General features: G+C 63.7%; 20 protein-coding genes. 10 read left to right on the forward strand and 10 right to left on the reverse strand.

The window, feature by feature from the left end:
- Positions 1–6: 6 nt before the first annotated feature.
- Positions 7–804, forward strand: a complete 798-nt coding sequence (locus JQ629_RS15825) for an acyl-CoA thioesterase domain-containing protein (protein ID WP_212413463.1) — start codon at positions 7–9, stop codon at positions 802–804.
- A 103-nt stretch (positions 805–907) separates the two neighbouring features.
- Here JQ629_RS15825 and JQ629_RS15830 read toward each other — a convergent pair whose 3' ends face one another.
- Both JQ629_RS15830 and JQ629_RS15835 read right to left on the reverse strand, forming a co-directional pair.
- Entirely contained in the window at positions 908–1378 is a 471-nt protein-coding gene (locus JQ629_RS15830) for a nuclear transport factor 2 family protein (protein WP_212413464.1), read from the reverse strand.
- A 66-nt stretch (positions 1379–1444) separates the two neighbouring features.
- A complete protein-coding gene (locus tag JQ629_RS15835) occupies positions 1445–2269 on the reverse strand; it encodes an alpha/beta hydrolase (RefSeq protein ID WP_212413465.1) in 825 nt (274 codons plus the stop codon).
- A 249-nt stretch (positions 2270–2518) separates the two neighbouring features.
- On the opposite strand from JQ629_RS15835, the gene infC reads away from it, so the two are divergent.
- Positions 2519–3058, forward strand: coding sequence for a translation initiation factor IF-3 (gene infC / locus JQ629_RS15840; protein ID WP_212264220.1), 540 nt, complete (start codon positions 2519–2521; stop codon positions 3056–3058).
- 99 nt (positions 3059–3157) lie between these two features.
- Here the strand turns inward: infC and JQ629_RS15845 are convergent, their stop codons facing one another.
- Both JQ629_RS15845 and JQ629_RS15850 read right to left on the reverse strand, forming a co-directional pair.
- Positions 3158–4150, reverse strand: coding sequence for a Gfo/Idh/MocA family protein (locus JQ629_RS15845; RefSeq protein ID WP_212413466.1), 993 nt, complete (start codon positions 4148–4150; stop codon positions 3158–3160).
- A gap of 75 nt (positions 4151–4225) precedes the next feature.
- Positions 4226–4645: a hypothetical protein gene (locus tag JQ629_RS15850; RefSeq protein WP_212413467.1), complete on the reverse strand. Its 420-nt coding sequence runs from the start codon at positions 4643–4645 to the stop codon at positions 4226–4228.
- 265 nt (positions 4646–4910) lie between these two features.
- On the opposite strand from JQ629_RS15850, the gene rpmI reads away from it, so the two are divergent.
- Positions 4911–5111, forward strand: a complete 201-nt coding sequence (gene rpmI / locus JQ629_RS15855) for a 50S ribosomal protein L35 (RefSeq protein ID WP_008539890.1) — start codon at positions 4911–4913, stop codon at positions 5109–5111.
- A gap of 80 nt (positions 5112–5191) precedes the next feature.
- Positions 5192–5551 carry a 50S ribosomal protein L20 gene (gene rplT / locus JQ629_RS15860; protein WP_192736192.1) on the forward strand — a complete coding sequence of 120 codons (360 nt, stop codon included), beginning with the start codon at positions 5192–5194 and terminating at the stop codon, positions 5549–5551.
- 36 nt (positions 5552–5587) lie between these two features.
- Here rplT and JQ629_RS15865 read toward each other — a convergent pair whose 3' ends face one another.
- Positions 5588–5992, reverse strand: a complete 405-nt coding sequence (locus JQ629_RS15865; protein WP_212413468.1) for a hypothetical protein — start codon at positions 5990–5992, stop codon at positions 5588–5590.
- 145 nt (positions 5993–6137) lie between these two features.
- Between JQ629_RS15865 and pheS the strand changes: the two genes are divergently transcribed.
- From pheS to JQ629_RS15885, 4 genes are all read left to right on the forward strand, one after another.
- Complete coding sequence (gene pheS, locus JQ629_RS15870) at positions 6138–7220, forward strand: phenylalanine--tRNA ligase subunit alpha (protein WP_192736190.1); 1083 nt, start codon at positions 6138–6140, stop codon at positions 7218–7220.
- A 180-nt stretch (positions 7221–7400) separates the two neighbouring features.
- Positions 7401–7850: an endonuclease domain-containing protein gene (locus JQ629_RS15875; RefSeq protein WP_212413469.1), complete on the forward strand. Its 450-nt coding sequence runs from the start codon at positions 7401–7403 to the stop codon at positions 7848–7850.
- The gene (gene pheT, locus JQ629_RS15880) at positions 7847–10255 is read left to right on the forward strand and encodes a phenylalanine--tRNA ligase subunit beta (RefSeq protein WP_212413470.1); all 2409 of its coding nucleotides are present in this window, start codon (positions 7847–7849) and stop codon (positions 10253–10255) included. Before JQ629_RS15875 ends, pheT begins: the two co-directional genes overlap by 4 nt.
- 59 nt (positions 10256–10314) lie before the next feature.
- Positions 10315–11085: a sulfite exporter TauE/SafE family protein gene (locus JQ629_RS15885; RefSeq protein ID WP_212413471.1), complete on the forward strand. Its 771-nt coding sequence runs from the start codon at positions 10315–10317 to the stop codon at positions 11083–11085.
- Positions 11086–11229: 144 nt separating this feature from the next.
- Here JQ629_RS15885 and JQ629_RS15890 read toward each other — a convergent pair whose 3' ends face one another.
- Together JQ629_RS15890 and JQ629_RS15895 are read right to left on the reverse strand one after the other, a co-directional pair.
- Positions 11230–11898: a Dph6-related ATP pyrophosphatase gene (locus JQ629_RS15890; protein WP_212413472.1), complete on the reverse strand. Its 669-nt coding sequence runs from the start codon at positions 11896–11898 to the stop codon at positions 11230–11232.
- Positions 11898–13316, reverse strand: a complete 1419-nt coding sequence (locus JQ629_RS15895) for a flavin monoamine oxidase family protein (RefSeq protein ID WP_212413473.1) — start codon at positions 13314–13316, stop codon at positions 11898–11900. Before JQ629_RS15895 ends, JQ629_RS15890 begins: the two co-directional genes overlap by 1 nt.
- A gap of 185 nt (positions 13317–13501) precedes the next feature.
- Here JQ629_RS15895 and JQ629_RS15900 point away from each other — a divergent pair, with 185 nt between their 5' ends.
- A complete protein-coding gene (locus JQ629_RS15900) occupies positions 13502–14515 on the forward strand; it encodes a YiiX/YebB-like N1pC/P60 family cysteine hydrolase (protein WP_212413474.1) in 1014 nt (337 codons plus the stop codon).
- Positions 14516–14518: 3 nt separating this feature from the next.
- Here JQ629_RS15900 and JQ629_RS15905 read toward each other — a convergent pair whose 3' ends face one another.
- Positions 14519–16663, reverse strand: a complete 2145-nt coding sequence (locus JQ629_RS15905; protein ID WP_212413507.1) for a TonB-dependent receptor — start codon at positions 16661–16663, stop codon at positions 14519–14521.
- A 188-nt stretch (positions 16664–16851) separates the two neighbouring features.
- Here JQ629_RS15905 and nikR point away from each other — a divergent pair, with 188 nt between their 5' ends.
- Positions 16852–17295, forward strand: coding sequence for a nickel-responsive transcriptional regulator NikR (gene nikR / locus JQ629_RS15910; RefSeq protein ID WP_212264108.1), 444 nt, complete (start codon positions 16852–16854; stop codon positions 17293–17295).
- 38 nt (positions 17296–17333) lie between these two features.
- Here nikR and JQ629_RS15915 read toward each other — a convergent pair whose 3' ends face one another.
- Both JQ629_RS15915 and JQ629_RS15920 read right to left on the reverse strand, forming a co-directional pair.
- Complete coding sequence (locus JQ629_RS15915; RefSeq protein ID WP_212413475.1) at positions 17334–18278, reverse strand: hydroxymethylglutaryl-CoA lyase; 945 nt, start codon at positions 18276–18278, stop codon at positions 17334–17336.
- 7 nt (positions 18279–18285) lie between these two features.
- Positions 18286–19449 (reverse strand): CaiB/BaiF CoA transferase family protein, encoded by a 1164-nt coding sequence (locus JQ629_RS15920; RefSeq protein WP_212413476.1) that lies wholly within the window; start codon positions 19447–19449, stop codon positions 18286–18288.
- Between the last annotated feature and the right edge of the window lie 105 nt (positions 19450–19554).

The raw sequence follows: 19554 nt of genomic DNA on the forward strand, positions 1-19554 counted from the left end.
CCGGCCATGACAAATCAGCCATTCTTTGCCAAAAACGGCGACGCCTTCATCCCCAATCCGGTCTCGAACGGTCCGTGGGACCCGAGCTCGATGCACGGTCGCGTCGTCGTCGGTCTGTTGGCCCACGTGATCGAGGAGCGTCACGGCTCCGACGAATTCGTGCCGGCACGGCTGACGGTCGATATGTTCCGGCTGCCGGACATCCACACACCTGTGGAAGTCACCACGCGGCTGATCCGCGAGGGGCTGCGGATCAAGGTGGTGGAAGCCGAGTTTTTCTCCGGCACCACCCGCATGGCGCGCGCTTCCTGCCAGTTGTTGCGCCGGACGGAAAATGCGCCGGGCAATGTCTGGTCACCGTCGAACTGGGACGCGCCACTGCCCGAAGCAATCCCGGCGCCGACCGACCCAAAGCTCGGCATGAACGGCAAATGGACGACCAGGCCGATCACAGGCCACATGGGCTCGCTCGGCCCCCGGCGGTTGTGGATGAGCGAGGTCCGTGAGTTGGTCGAGGGCGTGCCGATGTCACCCTTCGTCCATGTCGCGACGGGCGCGGATTTCGCGAGCCCGTTTGCCAATGCGGGCGATAAGGGCCTCGGCTACATCAACAGCGACGTCACATTGTATCTGCACCGCCTGCCGGTGACGCGATGGATCGGCTTTGACGTCGTCAACCATCACGCCAGCGACGGCGTCGCCATCGGCGAGTGCTGGCTCTATGACGAAAAAGGCCCGATCGGCACGTCGACGGTCGCCGCACTGGCGCAGAAGAAGCCGATGACGAACGTGCCGCCGCCGTGAGGCCCTCTGCGTCATTCCGGGGCGATGCGCAGCATCGAACCCGGAATCTCGCGCCACAACTTCTGGATTCCGGGTTCGCGCTTCGCGCGCCCCGGAATGACGGCTATTCCGCCAAATGCCGCGCCATCTCGGGCCGCGCCTTCAGCGCGGCGCCCTGCTTGGCGACGATCTTGGCGATCCGCTCGGGCGCAAAATTCAGTTGGACAAAAGCCGGCGCGGTGTTGGCGACCTCGTGGTATTCGAGAATCTTGCCATCGCGCAGCCGCATGATCGAAACGCCCTCGAACATCGCCCGCGCGCCCTCGGCCTCCGGCAGCGTCGAGCGGTAGCTGAACGTGTAGCGCGCATAGAGCGTCTGGCCGTCGCTGACCGGGCTGTGCATGTCCCAGCGAAAGTCGGTGGCCGTGCGATAGAACCAGTCGTCGATCAACTCGGCGATTTTGGCGCGGCCGGCGAAGGCGCCGTAGAACACGTCGTGATAGACGCCGTCTTCGGTGAACAATTCGGCGAACGCCTTGCCATTGTGCTGTTCGACGCCGTCGCAGAACGCGCGCAGCAGCTCCGATGTGTTCATGGCGTTTCCTTTCCCGTTGCGGCGTTTTCCTTCCTTTCTCCCCTTGTGGAGAAGGGAAGAAGGAACTTACCCGATCTCCGCCACGGCGGCGATGATCCGCGCGATGTCCTGCGGCCGCGACAGGCGGTGATCGCCGTCCTGGATCATGGTCAGCACCACATCCTCGCTCGGCAGCCGGTGCGCCAATGCGAACGCGTGCTGCCACGGCACGTCAGGGTCCTGCGCGCCCTGCAGGATGCGGACGGGGCAACCGACCTCGATGGCGCTGCCGAGCAGAAGGTGGTTGCGGCCGTCCTCGATCAGCGCGCGCGTGATCGGGTAGGGCGCGCCATCGCCATAGGGCGACGGCCGCATCCAGACACCCTTGGTCTGGATCTCCTGCTGAATTTCGGGCGTAAAGTGATTCCACATCAACTGCTCGGTGAAATCAGGCGCCGGAGCGATCAGCACCAGTCCCGCCAGGCTCGCTTGCGATGCCTGGCTCGCCTGCGATGCCGCCAGGCTCGCTTCCCGCTTTGCGATCTCGCGCGCCAGCAGCAGCGCCATCCAGCCCCCCATCGACGAGCCGATCACGACCTGGGGGCCGCGACAAAACCGCGCGAACACGGCAACGCTCTCCTCCAGCCAGCGCCCGATGGTGCCGTCGATGAAGGCGCCGCCGGATTCGCCATGGCCGGAATAGTCGAACCGGACGCAGGCACGGCCCTGTTCGGCGGCCCAGGCATCCAGCGCCAGCGCCTTGGTGCCCTTCATGTCGGAGTTGAAACCACCCAGCCAGATCAGGCCGGGAGTACCTCCGGCCCGGGCCCGCACCGCGATTTTGCGCTGGCCATCGCCGCTACCCACCTCGATGAAGGCCGGTTCCTGATCGTTTACCGCTGAATTGGTCATGGATTCACTACTCTTGCCCGCTGCTTTGTCGGCGAGCCCACCTCTTGGGTCAACCACCGGTCAACGCCGGCAAACGCACAGGCAATATCGGGGCTGTCCTTGCGGAACGTGCCGTTGCGCTATATTTGCCGGGCGTGACCAAAATGCCTCGCATTTGACGGTTTTCGAGCGCAGATGGCGAGTTCGCTTGCTCAGCGCCGCGTATTGCTTCAAAATATAGCCTTCCTTCACAGCATTGGAGAATTACCCATTCGCCGTCCCAACAGAGCCCCGCCCGCTGCAGCCAAAGACGGGCCGCGCACCAATGATGAAATCCGCAACGCGCAGATCCAGCTGATCGATCAGAACGGCCTCAACCACGGCACCGTCGAAACCGTGCTGGCCGTCAAGATGGCCCTTGAAGCGGGCATGGATCTTGTCGAGATTTCGCCGAACAATAATCCTCCCGTTTGCAAAATCATGGACTACGGGAAGTTCAAATATTCCGCGCAGAAGAAAGCCGCCGAAGCCCGCAAGAAGCAGAAGGTCGTCGAGATCAAGGAGATCAAGCTGCGGCCGATGATCGACGATCACGATTACGACGTGAAGATGCGCGCGATGCAGCGGTTCTTCGAGGAAGGCGACAAGGTCAAAATCACCCTTCGCTACCGCGGCCGCGAAATGGCCCACCAGGAGATCGGCACCAAGCTGCTGGACAAGGTCAAGGCCGACGTCGCCGAATTCGCCAAGGTCGAGCAGGACGCGCGATTCGAAGGCCGCCAGGTCGTGATGGTACTGGCGCCGCGCTAACCAGCGAAACGCGTCGTTCGTATTTGTAGATCAATAGTGTGACACGCCCTTGGAGTTGCTCCGGGGGCGTTTTCATTTGCATGGCCGAGGCCCTTGGCGTCACGCCGAAACCTCGACGTCCCGGCGTTCGCGGGCCGAAATCATGGCGGCATCGATGCACGCAATGATGTGCCGCCCGTAGTCGCCGGTAACCGGCACATCCGTGTCATGAACGATCGCCGCCGCCATCGCCTGCCATTCCCTGACGACGGCGTTCTGCATCCACGCGGGATCATGGGAGTTCGGAACGTCCGTCCACTTTCCATTCTGTCCGATGGCGACCCCGCGATCTAAATCGATCCGCAGCGTGCCGCGCTCGCAGACGAGGTCGAGATCGAAGGTTCCGCCGCCGTCCCGGAAGCCGATGCTGGCCGCCTGGGCGAACCGGCCGTCGGTAAAGCGCAGCAGCATCATGGCGCTGTCATCGGCTTTTTGATCGTGAAACGACGTGCCGACCGCGGCCGAAACCGACCCGACCCGGCCATTCATCAGCCAGATCAGATGGTCCAGCGCATGGATCCCGGCGGTCATCAGCATGCCGCCGCCGGTTAAGGGATCAAGGTGCCAGCCACGGCGGTTCTGCTCCATCCAGATTTTCTGCAGCGAACTCGACCCCGTCACGGGCTTGCCGAGTTCACCGCGATCCAGGATCTGGCGCGCGACGACGAGGCAGGGCCACACGAAATGCATGATCTGCCCGACCATCAATTTGCGACGGCCGGTTTCAGCGGCCGCAATGATGCGGCTGGATTCGGCGACGGACAGCGCCATCGGCTTTTCCAGCAACACATGCTTGCCGGCCTGCAGCGCGGCCACCGCCAGCTCGCAATGCAGGTGATGCGGGGCCGTGATCGCGACGGCATCGACCGACTTGTCACCCAGCATCGCGCGCCAGTCGCCATATGGCTTGCCGCCATGTTCCGCGGCGAAAACTTCGGCGAGCGCCAGTTCCTCCGCGCACACCGCGACGACGCTGATATCCGGAACGGCCGCAATCGCGCGCGCATGAAAGGCGCCGAAAAATCCGGCGCCCAGAATACCGACTCCCAGCATCAGGTGCCCCTTGATCGAACCGCGTCTTTCGCGCGTGTCGTCAAGCTACAGCCAATGCGGCGGATACGGCAAAAATCAGCTGCGGGTGGCCTGCCAGGTGCCGCTGCAGCGATCGCCGGTGATGATGCCGCTCCATGAGCCGGCGCCGCTGGTGCCGGCGAGCCGGCCGCCGCCGCTGGCCTTGGATGCGCCAACCGACACGTTGACGGCAACCGCGCCGCCACGGCTGACCGAGCCGGAGACCCTGCCCCCGCCTGCCGATGACACCCGGGTTCCCATCACCTGGAACGGGACGCTGTAGCCGGAACTGCAATTACCCCGCGTGGTGGCGAACACCACGTTCCAGGTGCCGTTGTAGGCGCCTGAGGCTCTGGCCGCGTCGGCGGTGGAGGGCACCACGGTCACGGCAAGCGCCGTAAACACGGGGAGCCAGCGCAGGGCCGAGAAGTGGGAAAAGGCGGGGGAGCGGGAAATGGAACGATGAAATCTGGTCATTTTGGTCCTGTTTCGGCTGAGACTGGGATCACATCAACGACTACGTCACAGCACAGGGTTTACCGGTTCAACGTTGCAAACATGCGTCTGGTCTGCCATAAGCCCAGCCTTCATCGCCCGGCTGATTAAGGGCTGCCGTGTCGATGACCCCGTGCGGGTGGTTTCGTTTTCGAAAAAACCTGAGCACTTTCAACGCTCTAACGAGCATTTTAAGCCGCAAAAGCGCCCCTCGGGGCGCGTTTTCTTGTGGCCATAGGAGAGCCAAATGCCCAAGCTGAAGACCAAGTCAGGCGCTAAAAAGCGCTTCAAGGTGACTGCCACCGGCAAAGTGATGCACGCCCAGCGCGGCAAGCGCCACGGCATGATCAAGCGGACGAAGAAGCAGATTCGTCAGCTCCGCGGCACACGCGTGCTGTTCAAGACCGACGGCGACAACGTCAAGAAGTACTTCTTGCCGAACGCCTGATCGCGCTCGCGTTTCCGATTTAGCCGGCCGCGTGCGCGCGGCAATCCGTCACCTGATTTCAGATTTTAAGGATAGCAGTCATGTCTCGCGTCAAACGCGGTGTGACCTCTCACGCCAAGCACAAGAAAGTCTACAAGGCCGCCAAGGGCTTTTCCGGCCGCCGCAAGAACACCATCCGCGCCGCCAAGGCCGCGGTCGAAAAGGCCGGGCAATATGCCTTCCGTGACCGCAAGCGCAAGAAGCGCACGTTCCGCGCGCTCTGGATCCAGCGCATCAATGCCGCGGTCCGCCCCTTCGGCATGACCTACAGCGTCTTTATCAACGGCCTCTCGAAGTCGGGCATCACGGTGGACCGCAAGGTGCTGTCGGATCTCGCCATCACCGAGCCGGCGGCGTTCCAGGCGATCGCTGAAAAGGCCAAGGCTGCGCTCGCAGCCTGAGGCCCGGGTGTTGGCTTAGTGCGCTGACTTCAAGCGTTAACGGGCCGGTGCAGGGCTCGCGGCCTTCAGCGCACGCTGCGAGTAACGCTGGGCGACCTTCGCCCGGCAGAACGCCGCGAACGAAATATACATGGTGCCCTCCTCACCGCTGTACTTGCGGTCGCAGGCATCCTTTTCGTGCTGATAGGCCTTTTTCTGCGGCCGCTTGAGGCGGGCGAGGAAGTCGCCCTCGCATCTTTCTTCAACGGCGTCGGTGAGGCCAACGTCGCCGGTGGCCCCGCCTGAGCAGGCCGAGGCGATTTGCATGGCACGGTTGCAGCTCGCCGCCTTCATCGCGATCAAGACATCGTCCCTCGACTTCGCCGGACAGTCCTCGGCGGCGGCGGGTGCGGCAAACGACAGAACGAGGGCCAGAACGGCCACCCCAGGTCCAAAACGCATCAATTGCTCCTTCTCGAACTCACCGTGAGTAGAGCGTACGGGATCGAGGGTTCAAAAGCCGCCTGCTTCAGTTACGGGCTTTTTGCTTGACGTTTTAGCCCGGGAGCGGCGACAACCGGCGGCCTTTTGCGAAAGAGATTTGAACGTGTCCGACCTCACCACACTCGAACAGACCATCCTCACCGATATCGCTACCGCCGCCGACGAAGCCGCGCTCGAAGCGGTGCGCGTTGCCGCACTCGGCAAGAAGGGATCGATCTCGGCGCTGCTGGCAACGCTCGGCAAAATGTCGCCGGACGAGCGCAAGACCCAGGGCGCCGCGATCAACGTCGCCAAGGACAAGGTCACGCAGGCGCTGACCGCGCGCCGCGATATCCTGAAATCGGCCGCCCTCGACGCCCGCCTCGCTTCCGAGACCATCGACGTCACGCTGCCGCTGCGCGACGCGGTTGCCGAACAGGGCCGCATCCATCCGCTGAGCCAGGTGTTCGAAGAGGTCAACGTCATCTTCGCCGACATGGGATTTTCGATCGCCGAAGGTCCCGATATCGAGACCGACGACTACAACTTCACCAAATTGAATTTCCCCGAAGGCCATCCGGCGCGGGAGATGCACGACACGTTCTTCTTCAATCCGAAGCAGGACAATTCGCGCATGCTGCTCCGCACCCACACCTCGCCGGTGCAGGTGCGCACCATGCTGAATCAGAAGCCGCCGATCCGCGTGGTCTGCCCGGGCCGCACCTATCGCATCGATTCCGACGCGACGCATACGCCGCAGTTCCATCAGGTCGAAGGCCTCGTCATCGACAAGGGCTCGCATCTCGGCCACCTCAAATGGATCCTGCACGAATTCTGCAAGGCGTTCTTCGAGGTCGACCACATCAACATGCGGTTCCGCCCGTCGTTCTTCCCGTTCACGGAGCCCTCGCTCGAGGTCGACATCCAGTGCCGGCGCGACAAGGGTGAAATCCGCTTCGGCGAAGGCGAGGATTGGCTGGAGATTCTCGGCTGCGGCATGGTGCATCCGAACGTGCTGCGCGCCTGCGGCATCGATCCCGACGTCTATCAGGGCTTTGCCTGGGGCATGGGCATCGATCGCATCGCGATGCTCAAGTATGGCATGTCGGATCTGCGGCAGCTGTTCGACAGCGACGTGCGCTGGCTCAACCATTACGGCTTCAAGCCCCTCGACATCCCGACGCTGGCGGGAGGCTTGAGCACGTGAACCTCCGAGACCACCGTTGCGGAGAGAGCCCCCACCCTAACCCTCCCCCGCAAGAGCGGGAGAGGGAACGGACCGCGCTTGGGGTAAATAGCTTTCATTCCATCCGCACGACAGGTCGGACTCCCTCTCCCGCTTGCGGGGGAGGGTTGGGGTGGGGGTCTCTCCACACCGGAGGTATCCATGGTTGATCCGGAAGCTCCTGCCTGGAACGTCTCGAAGAAGCTCCGCACGCACGCGCGCGAACTCCGAAAGAATTCCACCGATGCTGAACGCATCCTCTGGTCTGAACTCCGCGATCACAAGCTGAACGGCATCGGCTTCCGGCGCCAGGTGCCGATCAAAAACTACATCGCCGACTTCGCCTGCCATGCCGCGAAACTGGTGATCGAGCTCGACGGTTTTTCAGATCAAGCCGAGCAGACTGATGCCGTTCGAGCGTCCGTGATTGAAACCAGAGGCTTCAAGGTACTTCGCTTCAGCAATCACGACGTGATGACGAATCGCGCAGGCGTCCTTGAAACAATTGCCGCCGCCGTCGCGGAGAGAGCCCCCACCCTGACCCTCAAAGAGCGAGCTCCGCTCGTCTCGACCCGCAAGCGGGAGAGGGAGCAAGAAAAGCAACCGTCATGAAATTCACGCTCTCCTGGCTGAAGGAACATCTCGACACCGACGAGCCGCTGGAAAAGCTCGCCGACAAGCTCACCATGATCGGGCTTGAGGTCGAGCAGATCGAGGACAAGGCCAAGGCGCTTTCACCGTTCTCGATTGCGCGGGTGATTTCGGCCGAACAGCATCCGAACGCGGATCGCCTGCGGGTCTGCATGGTCGACACCGGCGACGGTGGCGCACCGGTGCAGGTGGTTTGCGGCGCGCCGAACGCGCGCGCCGGCCTGATCAGCGTGTTCTCGCCGCCCGGCACCTTCATTCCCGGCAAGAACATCACGCTCGGCGTCGGCACCATCAGAGGCGTCGAGAGCCGCGGCATGCTGTGCTCGGCGGCCGAGCTGCAGATTTCCGAAGACCATGACGGCATCATGGAGCTGCCGGCCGATGCGCCCGTCGGTGCGCCCTACGCGCAATGGGCCGGGCTCGGCGATCCCGTGATCGAGATCAACCTGACGCCGAACCGGCAGGATTGCACCGGCGTGCACGGCATCGCCCGCGATCTTTCCGCCGCCGACATGGGCAAGTTCAAGGATCCCGGTATCCGCCCGATCAAGGGCGAGTTCCCGTGCCCGGTGACGGTGAAGGTGGACGACGCCACGCTGTGCCCGGGCTTTGCGCTGCGGCTGGTGCGCGGCGTCAAGAACGGCCCGTCGCCGGAATGGCTGCAGAAGCGGCTGACCTCGATCGGACTGCGTCCGATCAACGCGCTGGTCGATATCACCAACTTCATGACCTACGACCGCGCCCGGCCGCTGCATGTGTTCGACGCCAAAAAGGTGACGGGTAATCTCACCGTGCGCCGCGCGCGCGACGGCGAGAGCCTGCTGGCGCTCGACGGCCGCACCTACCCGCTCGATCCCGGCATCTGCGTGATCGCGGACGAGCATGGCGTGGAGTCGCTGGCCGGCATCATGGGCGGCGAAGCCTCCGGCTGCGACGAGAACACCACCGACGTGCTGATCGAATCCGCGCTGTGGAACGCTATCAACATCGCCCAGACCGGCCGCAAGCTCGGCGTCAATTCGGACGCGCGCTATCGCTTCGAGCGCGGCGTCGATCCGGCGTTCATGGTGCCCGGACTCGAGCTCGCGACCAAAATGGTGATGGAACTGTGCGGCGGCACGCCGTCGGAGAACGTCGTCGTCGGCAACCCCTTCGGCGAAGATCGCGTGATCGATTTCCCGCTGAGCGAGGTCAAGCGCCTCGCCGCGATCGAAGTGCCGCTGGTCGAGATGAAGCGCATTCTCAGCCATCTCGGCTTCATGGTGGCCGGCAGCGGTCCGGTCGTGAAGATCGCGGTGCCCTCCTGGCGTACGGATATCGGAGGCAAGGCCGATATCGTCGAGGAGATCGTGCGCATCGTCGGCGTCGACAAGGTGCCGATGACGCCGTTCGAGCGTGGTGACGCGCCGCGCAAGCCGGTACTCACCACGATCCAGCTGCGCACCCGCCGCGCCAAGCGCGCGCTGGCCGCCCGCGGCATGGTCGAGGCCGTGACATGGTCGTTCATTGCAAAGCCGGCCGCCGAATTGTTCGGCGGCGGACAGGCCGAGCTCGCGCTCGCCAATCCGATTGCGTCAGACCTCTCCGACATGCGGCCGAGCCTGCTGCCCGGCCTGATCGCCGCGGCCCAGGCCAATGCCAATCGCGGCTCGTCCGATGTCGCGCTGTTCGAGGTCGGCCAGGTGTTCAAGGGTGACAAGCCGGAAGACCAGCTGGTCGCGGCTTCGGGCATGCGACACGGCTTTGCCTCGGCAAAGGGCATGGGGCGGCACTGGTCCGGCTCGGCGGAGGCCGATGCGCTCGACGCCAAGGCCGACGCGTTTGCGGTGCTCGCGGCCGCGGGCGCGCCGATGCAGGCGCTGCAGATCGTACCGGGCGGCGCAAGCTGGCTGCATCCGGGGCGCTCCGGCACCATCCAGATCGGTCCGCAAAACGTGCTGGGTTATTTCGGCGAGCTGCATCCGCGCACGCTGGAGGCGCTCGGCGCCGACGGCCCGCTGATCGCGTTCGAAGTGATCCTCGACCGCGTTCCCGACGCCAAGCAGAAGCCGACCCGCGCCAAGCCGGTGCTGGAACTCTCCGCGTTCCAGCCGGTGTCGCGCGATTTTGCCTTCATCGTCGACCGCGCCGTCAAGGCGGGCGATATCGTGCGCGCCGCGCAGGGTGTCGACAAGAAGCTGATCACGGGCGTGACCGTGTTCGACGTCTACGAGGGCAAGGGCATCGATGAAGCCAAGAAGTCGGTCGCGATCGCCGTGACCATCCAGCCGCGCGAAAAGACGCTCACCGACCAGGAGATCGACGCGGTGGCGGCGAAGATCGTGGCCGAGGTAACCAAGAAGACCGGCGGCACGTTGCGCGCATGATACCGAACGGCGTGAGCGGTTCGGACATCACGCCCAAAAACACGTTCTAGAAACAGAACATGAGCCTCGAAGGCCTGATCCCCGCCAGCGTCAGCCTCACCGCCGCGATCGCGATCTGCGCGATTGCGTTCGTGTCCGGCTTGGCGCGCGGCTTTTCCGGCTTTGGCTCCGCGCTGATTTTCATGCCGCTGGCGAGCAGCATGGCGGCGCCGCAGCTGGTAGCGGCGCTGCTGCTGATCATCGATTTCATCGCGGCCGCGCCGCTGGTCCCGAATGCGTGGAAACAGGCCGACCGCAGGGCGACGGGTGTGATGGTGCTCGGCGCCTTGATCGGCGTTCCCATTGGAACCTATTTCCTGAGCCGGCTCGAGCCGGTCACCACACGCTGGATCATTTCCGCCTTCGTGCTTGCGCTGCTCTTGCTGCTGCTTTCCGGCTGGCGCTACCGGGGCAAGGACCACGCCGCGATTGCCGTCGGTATCGGCGGCGTATCCGGCTTTTGCAGCGGGCTGGCGCAGACCGGCGGGCCGCCGATCGTCGGCTATTGGCTCGGCCGGCCGATCGCCTCCAACATCGCACGGGCGAACATCCTGCTGTTCTTCGGCGCGTCGGATTTCTTCTCGGTCGTCAGCTACAGCCTGACCGGGCTGATCACGATGGATGCGATCAAGTTCTCACTGGTGGTCGGGCCCGTCTACGGCATCGGCGTCTGGCTCGGCGCCTCCTTGTTCGGCCGAGCCAGCGAGTCATTGTTCCGCGCGATCTGCTACGCACTGATCGCGATGGCCGTCATCGCCGGCCTGCCGGCGCTGGATGGCGTGCTGCGGTAGTTGCAGCGCGATTCAGTATGCATCGTCGTCCCGGCGAAGGCCGGGACCCATACGCCGCGGCCGCAGTTTGGCGGAAGGTATCTGCTACTTTTGCTTTATCGTGAGATCACGCGGTATGGGTCCCGGCCTTCGCCGGGACGACATTTATTCCAGCACCAGATCGCAATAGGCGTAGCCATCGCGCTCGACACGCTCGCCAATGCTGACGGAAAGTCGATGTGAAAACATCGGCCCCGCCACCACGCAGGTGTGAAACTCGCCGTTCTCGCCGCAGGGATCGACGCTGCCGGGCAGGTCCGCCAACAGCTTCGCATCGAATTTGCGGCCCGCGAATTCCGCCGAAAGTTTCTTCATGTCGACGGTTGCAAGGTAGGCTTCCAGCCCGCTCGCCATCATAGCCAGCGCCAGTTCGGGCGTCGGCCGGTCCCAGAGCGGAAAGATCGGCGTGATGCCAGTGCCTGCGAGTTTCGCTTCGCGATAGGCGCGGATATCCCGCAAGTACAGATCGCCGAAAATCATGTGCGTGACGCCGTCAGCGACCGCCTGCGCGACCGCCTCGCCCATGCGGGCCTCATAGATCTCGTTCGGGCAGGGATAGGGGATCGGCACGATCCGTTGTGGCAGGCCTGCGGCTTCGCATTGCGCCTGCAGGATCTCCTGCCGCACGCCGTGGATCGAAACGCGGCCGAACGTCTCCGTCACTGTCGTCAGCGCGCCCACCACATCGAATTCGCCCGCGCGCCGCACTTCGTGCAGCGCAAAGGCGCTGTCCTTGCCGCTCGACCACGAGATCAGCGCCTTCGGCCGCGCCATCAGTTGAACTGCGAGGATGGCATTGCCGCCTTTGGCTGTGGCGCGCGCTGACGCTGCTTCGGTGGCGGCGCCGCCGGTTCGGTATCTCTCAACGCGCCGATCCTGCGCAACGCCGCTTCGGCGGCGCGCTCGCCGCTTTCCCAGGCGCCGTCGATCGTGCCCCACAGTGTCTCATGCGTGGCTTCGCCAGCGAGATACATGCAGCCGAACGGCTCGGCCAAAACCTTTCGCGAAGCCTGCGCGCCCGGCCCGGCCGCGGACATCGCACCGAGCGCGAACGGCGCGGCGTTCCAGCGCGTCGCGCTCGATTTCTTCACCGCCGCGGCAACCTCGCTGCCGTACAGCTTGGTCAACCACTCCACCGCAAATGCGATCATGGCCTTTTCGCCCTGCGCGGAGAGATCGCGGCCGAACGAGCCGGCGACGTCGATCGAACACAGCGATGACGACCCCATATTGGCGTACAGCAAGGCGGTGCGCGTCGAATTGCTCTGCTCGATGATGATGTCGTCGCGGGCGAGCCCGAGCGGATTGCCCGGCATTTGCAGCGCGATGCGGTCAAAGCTGCCGAGGCTCAGTTTGGCGGCGGCATCCAGCGTGCGTTTGGGAATGTCGGGCGTGAATTTGATGTTGCCCGCCGCCAGCACGTTGCTCGAAACCGTCACGACGGCGGCGCGCGCGACAATCTTGCCCGAAGGCGTTTCCACCGCAACGTCGCGGCTGCCCCAGGAAATCCGGTTCGCCGGCGTCGACAGCGCCAACGGCACCTGCTCGCCGAGCTTCGTGATCAGCGTCCCCAGCCCCTGACGGCACGCGATCGCGGTGTTGCGATCCTGCGCGCGGACCTTGTCGACAACAGAAATATCCTTCAGGTCCTTGCCGGCGAAATTGGCGCCGAGCACGAATTCGGCGGTGCCCGCCCAGTCGCCGAGGTCTTTCGGCAGCGCCGAGGCGCAGGAGACGTCGAGCCGGCGCGAAGCCTCGTCGATGGCGCGGTTGGCGCGCACCAAAGCTGCAAGAAACTCCTCGGTCTCGCCGGCCCGGGCGTTGCGGCGGCCGATGCGGATTTTCTGGCCCGACGGCGCGGTGACGATCTCGAGCCCGGCGGATCGCGCGAGCTTGATCATCGGGTTGGTTTCGGGATTGTGCATCCAGCGCGCGCCGCGATCGAACGGCACCTCGAAGGTGGTGGTATCGGTCTGGCAGCGGCCGCCGATCTGGCTTGCTGCTTCCACCACGATCACCTTGCGGTTCGCCGCCATGATCCGCCGCGCCGCAGCAATGCCAGCGGCGCCGGCGCCGATCACGACAATGTCAGCCTCGCGGGGCAGCGGCGCGGCCCCTGCCCGCCCACCGAAAACCGGCATCACCGCCAGGCCAGCGGACGCCGAGAGGAAATCGCGGCGGGTCATTGTCATGTCATGGTTTCCGGGGCCTTGAAGCAAAGAGAACAGCTAGCGAACTGTGCCGCATCTCACCGTGCGCAGCAACACTCATGGTAAATCAATCATGATTGACCCGCTTCACGCATGAACTAAATTGAAACGGCTTGCGACCATGCTAATGGAACATAAAAGCGGTCAAAGAACCGCGGGGGGATTTCATGGGCGTAATGCTCGATACGATCGGCCAGTTGATTGCGGGCTACCTGCAGAAGGAAGTCCCGGGCTATGAACCGTTCACGCCCAGTGATCCCGAGCATCTGCGCGGCGTCATCGAGCCCGGCGACGTGTTGCTGGTCGAAGGCAACAACCGCATTTCGGGCATCATCAAATACCTCACGCAATCGACCTGGTCGCACGCCGCGCTCTATGTCGGCCCGATCGACGGCGCGACGGAACCGGACGGCGAACCTCACGTCCTGATCGAGGCCAATATCGGCGAAGGCGTGACCTCGGCGCCGCTGTCGAAATATTATCCCTATCACACCCGCCTCTGCCGACCCGTCGGACTGTCCTATGAGGACCGCGTCACGGTGTGCCGCTACGCCATCAACCGGATCGGCTTCGGCTACGACACCAAGAACATCGTCGACCTGGCGCGATATCTCTTCCCGCTGCCGGTGCCGCAGCGCTGGCGGCGGCGCTTGATCGCGTTCGGTTCAGGCGATCCCACCAAGATCATCTGCTCGGCCCTGATCGCGCAGGCGTTCGACGCCGTGCGTTACCCGATCCTGCCCAAGATCACGCGCGCCGCCTCGCGAAAGGCCCGGCGCGAGATTCTCCACATTCGCGATTCGTCGCTCTACATGCCGCGCGATTTCGATATCTCGCCCTATTTCGAAGTCGTCAAACCCACCATCGTGCACGGCTTCGACTATCTGGCCCTGCATTGGGCCGACAAGCAGAAGCCGCTCCAGGAGGTAGCGGGCGAATTCGGTGTGTTTCCAGAGGTCGAGTCGCCGTCGCTTGTTCCTCAAGAGATTGACGAAGCGGCGCCGCTTCCGGTTTCGGCTGAAGAAGTGATCGAGGTCGCGGTAGCGACCGAGGTCACCGTGCAAACGACCATGGTCGAACGCGTGACCGTGTCGGAGCATTTCCTCGCCGTCGAATTTGTCCCGGTCCGCCCGCCGCAACGCCGCGCCCGTCCGCGCAACAAGGTGGTCGAGGCGGCGTAAGTTCTAAAATCTCCCCGCCAACGTCAGCCGCACCGCGAGCGGCTCTGCGGGATGCACATGACGATCGGCAACACCGTCGATCGGCTCGCCCGGCAACCGCGACAGATAATAATACTCGATCTGGTTGGTCTTCGCGTTGAACAGATTGAGCACGTCGAGCTGCAGGCGTATGCCGCTGTCGAACCGATAACCGGCCCGCGCATTGAAGATCAGCGATGACAGCGAACGCACGCTGTCGTCCTCGACCAGCGGACGCGGGCCGAAATAGCGCCCCTTCAGCGCGCCGAACCAGCCGGTTTCATTGCCGAAGGTGACGGCACCACTCGCAATCCAGGCCGGCGCACCGGGGATGCGATCGCCCGCGACATCGAAATCGGTAAAGCGGGCGCGGGTGTACGCAACATCCAGATCGAACGTCAGCCACGGCACCGGCTTGTACTTGTTGGTCCACTCCACGCCGACCCTGCGGCTCGGCCGGCTGGCCTCGGTGGTGCCGGCATCGCCGACGAACAGCAATTCGGAATCGAAATCGAGCATAAAGACCGCGACCGAGCTTGTGAGTCCTTCAACCGCCTTGGTACGGATTCCGATCTCGGCGCCCTTCGACCGCACCAACAGCGGCACGCGATCCTGCGGCGTTACCTTGTCGATCGGATCGACCGTGATCGTCGCGCCGCGGATGTCGTTGGAGTGCAGGCCGTAGCCGGCATTGCCGTAAAACTCCGTCTTGTACCAGGGTCCAAGCACGATACCGGCCTTCGGGCTCGCAATCGAAGCCTGCGCATTGCCGGAGTTTTCAGGCGTGTCGCTCAGAACGCTGCCGGCAAAGACATCCTCGCGAATGCCGACAGTGGTACGCAGCCAGTCTGTCCAGCGTGTGGTGCTGTCCATCCAGACGCCGACATTGCCTTCCCTTACGCGGTCCTCGCGCACGGTCGAAAGCCAGCCTCGCTGCTGCGTCTTGAACAGGCCGACATGGATATCGTCATAACGGCTTTGCAGGCCGACGCGCGTCTGCGTCTCAAGCCCGCCGAGGCGCCAATCGAAGGCGTGCCGTGCGTCGAAGCCGCCGAGGGTACGGCTGTCGAGCTGGTTGAACTGGTCGCCATTGACGGGGTCGTCGAGGAAATAGGTGAAATTGTTGTAGAGCTGCAAGTTGGATCGGACGACATAGGCGTTGATCTTGGTCTGCCCGTATTCGCTCGAATGCGCAAAATTGCCGGACAGGCTGAAGCGGCTGGCCACACCGCCGTCGGTCGGATCGAGCGTACCGAAGCGGCCGATCACGCCCTGGTCGATGGCGCGCTGCGCCACCTGGTCGGTCGAATTCCAGGCGTTGGAATAGGCCATGGCGGTCAGCGTCAATCCGTCGGTCGCGGTACCCTGGCTGTAGCGCATGACGCCGTTGATCTTGCGCACATCGTCCGGCACGTCCCATGGACCGTTGTACTTCACGACTTCGATGGCGGAGAGCAGCGTACCCGCGCCGACCGCGACTGAACCGGCGGCCACCCCGCGCCGATACCCGAAGCTGCCAATTGTGAGCTCGGCCAGGTTTTTCGGCAGTTTGGTGAGGTAGTCGATTTCGACCGAGCCCGCGGAGCTGAAGTCGCCGACATCTGCGAAGTACGGCCCCTTGCGGACATTGAGCGACTGGATCAGCTCAGGGATCAGAAAGTTGATATCGGCGTAGCCCTGTCCGTGGCCATGCGTCGGCATGTTGACGGGCATGCCGTCGACCTTGATGGACAGATCAGTCCCGTGGTCGAGGTTGAAGCCGCGCAAAAAATACTGGTTGGCTTTGCCCTCTCCGGAATGCTGGGTGACAATCAGCCCGGGCACGGCCTCCAGCGCCTCGCCGGGCCGCAGAAACGGAACGGCATTCACTTCCGCGCCGCTGATGCGCACGGCGCTGGCGGCGGTGGGCTGCAAGGCAGCAGCGCCATCGGATGAAGTACCAGCCGTCACGCCGCTGGTGCCCGCGGTAACCGGCTGATTCGAGCGAATGGCGGTCCTGTTCGGCGCACCACGATTTTGCGATGGTTTCGACCGAGCGGCCCGCTTGGGCGTTGGGTCGGAAGCGGTGATGGTTACCGGCGGAAGCTGGCCAGGCTGAGACGCCCGCTCTTGCGCCTCGGCGGGGAGCATCAGGACGGCAGAAGAAGCCGTAGCGGAAAATATCCGCAACAAGACTCTACGCACCCGCCATGCCCCCGCATGATAACTGCTACAGTCCGAGAGCGACTGCGCTACACCTAACCCGGCCCCTTACGCTAGCAAGCCCGGTATGACGATACAATAGAAATGTCATACCGCCGAAAGCACGGAATCTCAAGATGCAACGGATCACCATCACGATCGAAGACGATTTGCTCGCCGAGATCGACGCCGCAGCCGAAGCGCGCGGCTACCAGAACCGCTCCGAGATCATCCGCGATCTCGCGCGCGCCGGTTTGCAGCAAAGCGCCGAGGACGCCGCGCCGTCAGGGCAATGCGTCGCCGCGCTGGTCTATGTCTACGACCATGCCGCGCGCGATCTGTCGAAGCGGCTGGTGCAGAATTTCCACGGCCATCACGATCTGTCACTGGCGACGCTGCACGTCCATCTCGACGACGACAGCTGCATGGAGGTCACGGCGCTGAAGGGTTCAAGCGGCGAGGTCCGGCATTTCGCCGACCATATCATCGCCGAGCGCGGCGTGCGCTACGGCCGCGTGGTGATGATCCCGACCACGGCAGCGGACAAGAAGCCGCGCAAGGGTGGGCATAAACACGGATAAAGGGTCACCTCTCCCCGCAAGAGCGGGGCGAGGGAGAATCACGCCGCCTTCGCCGTCCCGCACGGCAGTCCGGCACGCGCCATGCCGCCATAGAGTTGCTCGTCCGGCATTTCCGATTTCAGGATTGATCGCACCGCGACCAGTTTTTCGATATCGATGCCGGTCGGAAAGCCCTTGCTCTCGCACAGGAACACGAGGTCCTCGAACACGACATTGCCGGTCGCGCCCGGCGCGAACGGGCAGCCGCCGAGGCCGCCCAGAGATCCATCCAGCACGCGCGCACCGGCATCGAGCGCAGCGGAGGCGTTGGCGATGCCCATGCCACGCGTATCGTGCAGATGAATACAGACCGGCTTTGGTCCCGCGATCTTCACCACGGCCGCCGTCAATTCCCTGACCTGCTTCGGCCCGGCATAGCCGACGGTGTCGGCAACCGCGACCATGTCGACACCGGCCTCGAACAGCTTTTCCGCGATCTTGATCACCTCATTCGGGTCGACGGCGCCGACGATCGAACAGCCCAGCGCCATCGAGATCGCGGCGTTCACGACCGGCTTGTGGGCGGTTGCGTCACGCAACTCGCAGAGCCGCCTGACGTTGGCGACGGCGGATTCGCGAGAGCGGTTGGCATTGGCCTGGCTGTGCTCTTCGGTCGCCGAGACCACGGTGGCCACTTCAGCCACCCCTGATTCCAGCGCCTCGTTGACGCCGCGCTCGTTCAGCGTCAGCGCGATGCCATAGGCGCCCGGCAGCGACGCAATGGTCGCGATGATGTCGCGCACATCGGTGAATTGCGGAAAGGTTTTCGCGGGCAAGAACGAGCCGACCTCGAAATGCCGTACGCCTGCGGCGTACTCGTCGCGGATCCAACGCTGCTTGGCGGCGGTGGACGGAAACTTCTTCACCAGCTGCAACCCGTCGCGCAAACCGACTTCGCGCAGAATGATCTTGTTGTCGGGATAGACGTCCTGAAGACGGGTCATGGCAGCCTCACGCAGCGTTGTCGGTTGACGTTTGTTTGTTCAGTTCGGCTTTGACAGCCTCGGTATCGGCGCCGAGCACCGGCACCTTGAGGCCTTCGCCGATATTGCCGCCGTTCCATTCCACCGGCAATGCGGGAACGCGGAACGGCGCGCCATCGGCGTTGAAATTGTTGACGAGCCCGCCGGGGCGCAGCACATGCGGGTCCTGCAATAGATCCTCCGGGCGATTGATCGGCGAGAAGCAGATGTTGAGCGCGTCGAGCCTGGCCGAAAGCTCGGTGACGTTCCAACCTTTGATCACCTCGGCGACGCGCGGAATGATCCGGTCCCGCGCCATGATCCGCTCCGTGGTGTTGCGCAAGGTCGGATCGTCCAAAAATTCCTGCAGCCCAAATTCGCGGCAGAAACTCTGCCAGTGACCTTCGGTGACCACGCCGATGAAGATGCGGTCACCGCCCGCGGTGTCGAAAATATCGTAGATTGGCCAGGCATGTTCGCGCTCCGGCATCGAGCGCGGCTTGCGGCCGGTCATTTCATATTCGACCATGTGCTGCGCGACGAGAAACAGGCAGTTCTCGAACAGCCCGATCCTGATATCGGCGCCCTCTTTAATGCCGCCGCGCTTCTGGTAGAGCGCGGCTAAAATCGCGATCACGCCGAACATGCCGCCCATGATGTCGTTGGCGGAAGAACCAACGCGCTGCGGCTTGTCGCGCGTCCCGGTCATCGCGGCGAGGCCCGACATCATCTGCACGACCTCGTCGAGCGCCGGACGGTGCTCGTAGGGGCCGGAGAGAAATCCCTTGTGGCCGGCGACGATCAGATGCGGATGCTTGCGGCGCAAATCCTCGGTGCCGAGCCCCTGCTTCTCCAACTGGCCGTCGCGAAAATTTTCCAGAAACACGTCGGCGCTGGCGAGCAGCCGGTCCATGGTCTCGCGATCCTCCGCCTTGGAGAGATCGAGCACGACGCTGCGCTTGCCGCGGTTGAACAACGGGAAGAACGAGACCCCCATGCCCCCTAAGCTGCGGGTCTTGTCGCCGACGGGCGGCTCGACCTTGATCACCTCGGCGCCGAGCTGCGCCAGGATCATGCCGCAGGTCGGACCCATCACCATATGGGTCATCTCGACGACCCTCACGCCCTCGAGCGGCAGTCCCGTCCCGGTCATGGTTTCTCCCTTGCGCCGTCTGTCGTCGGCCAGACTAGGCCTTCAGGACTTGCCGGGAAAACACAATCTGCCTGATGGTGCCGTCACGGCTGCATGGCGCAAATG

It is taken from the genome of Bradyrhizobium sp. AUGA SZCCT0222, from assembly GCF_018130205.1.
Classification (GTDB): domain Bacteria; phylum Pseudomonadota; class Alphaproteobacteria; order Rhizobiales; family Xanthobacteraceae; genus Bradyrhizobium.

Excerpts from the sequence above, each read along its gene's own strand:
- JQ629_RS15865 (WP_212413468.1), bottom strand. The coding sequence starts at position 5,992 with ATGCGTTTTGGACCTGGGGTGGCCGTTCTGGCCCTCGTTCTGTCGTTT.
- rplT (WP_192736192.1), top strand. The coding sequence starts at position 5,192 with ATGTCTCGCGTCAAACGCGGTGTGACCTCTCACGCCAAGCACAAGAAA.
- JQ629_RS15900 (WP_212413474.1), top strand. The coding sequence starts at position 13,502 with ATGGGCGTAATGCTCGATACGATCGGCCAGTTGATTGCGGGCTACCTG.
- pheT (WP_212413470.1), top strand. The coding sequence starts at position 7,847 with ATGAAATTCACGCTCTCCTGGCTGAAGGAACATCTCGACACCGACGAG.
- JQ629_RS15915 (WP_212413475.1), bottom strand. The coding sequence starts at position 18,278 with ATGACCCGTCTTCAGGACGTCTATCCCGACAACAAGATCATTCTGCGC.
- JQ629_RS15825 (WP_212413463.1), top strand. The coding sequence starts at position 7 with ATGACAAATCAGCCATTCTTTGCCAAAAACGGCGACGCCTTCATCCCC.
- JQ629_RS15830 (WP_212413464.1), bottom strand. The coding sequence starts at position 1,378 with ATGAACACATCGGAGCTGCTGCGCGCGTTCTGCGACGGCGTCGAACAG.
- JQ629_RS15885 (WP_212413471.1), top strand. The coding sequence starts at position 10,315 with ATGAGCCTCGAAGGCCTGATCCCCGCCAGCGTCAGCCTCACCGCCGCG.
- JQ629_RS15875 (WP_212413469.1), top strand. The coding sequence starts at position 7,401 with ATGGTTGATCCGGAAGCTCCTGCCTGGAACGTCTCGAAGAAGCTCCGC.
- JQ629_RS15835 (WP_212413465.1), bottom strand. The coding sequence starts at position 2,269 with ATGACCAATTCAGCGGTAAACGATCAGGAACCGGCCTTCATCGAGGTG.
- JQ629_RS15905 (WP_212413507.1), bottom strand. The coding sequence starts at position 16,663 with ATGCTCCCCGCCGAGGCGCAAGAGCGGGCGTCTCAGCCTGGCCAGCTT.
- JQ629_RS15920 (WP_212413476.1), bottom strand. The coding sequence starts at position 19,449 with ATGACCGGGACGGGACTGCCGCTCGAGGGCGTGAGGGTCGTCGAGATG.
- JQ629_RS15850 (WP_212413467.1), bottom strand. The coding sequence starts at position 4,645 with ATGACCAGATTTCATCGTTCCATTTCCCGCTCCCCCGCCTTTTCCCAC.
- JQ629_RS15890 (WP_212413472.1), bottom strand. The coding sequence starts at position 11,898 with ATGGCGCGGCCGAAGGCGCTGATCTCGTGGTCGAGCGGCAAGGACAGC.
- JQ629_RS15895 (WP_212413473.1), bottom strand. The coding sequence starts at position 13,316 with ATGACAATGACCCGCCGCGATTTCCTCTCGGCGTCCGCTGGCCTGGCG.
- nikR (WP_212264108.1), top strand. The coding sequence starts at position 16,852 with ATGCAACGGATCACCATCACGATCGAAGACGATTTGCTCGCCGAGATC.
- JQ629_RS15845 (WP_212413466.1), bottom strand. The coding sequence starts at position 4,150 with ATGCTGGGAGTCGGTATTCTGGGCGCCGGATTTTTCGGCGCCTTTCAT.
- rpmI (WP_008539890.1), top strand. The coding sequence starts at position 4,911 with ATGCCCAAGCTGAAGACCAAGTCAGGCGCTAAAAAGCGCTTCAAGGTG.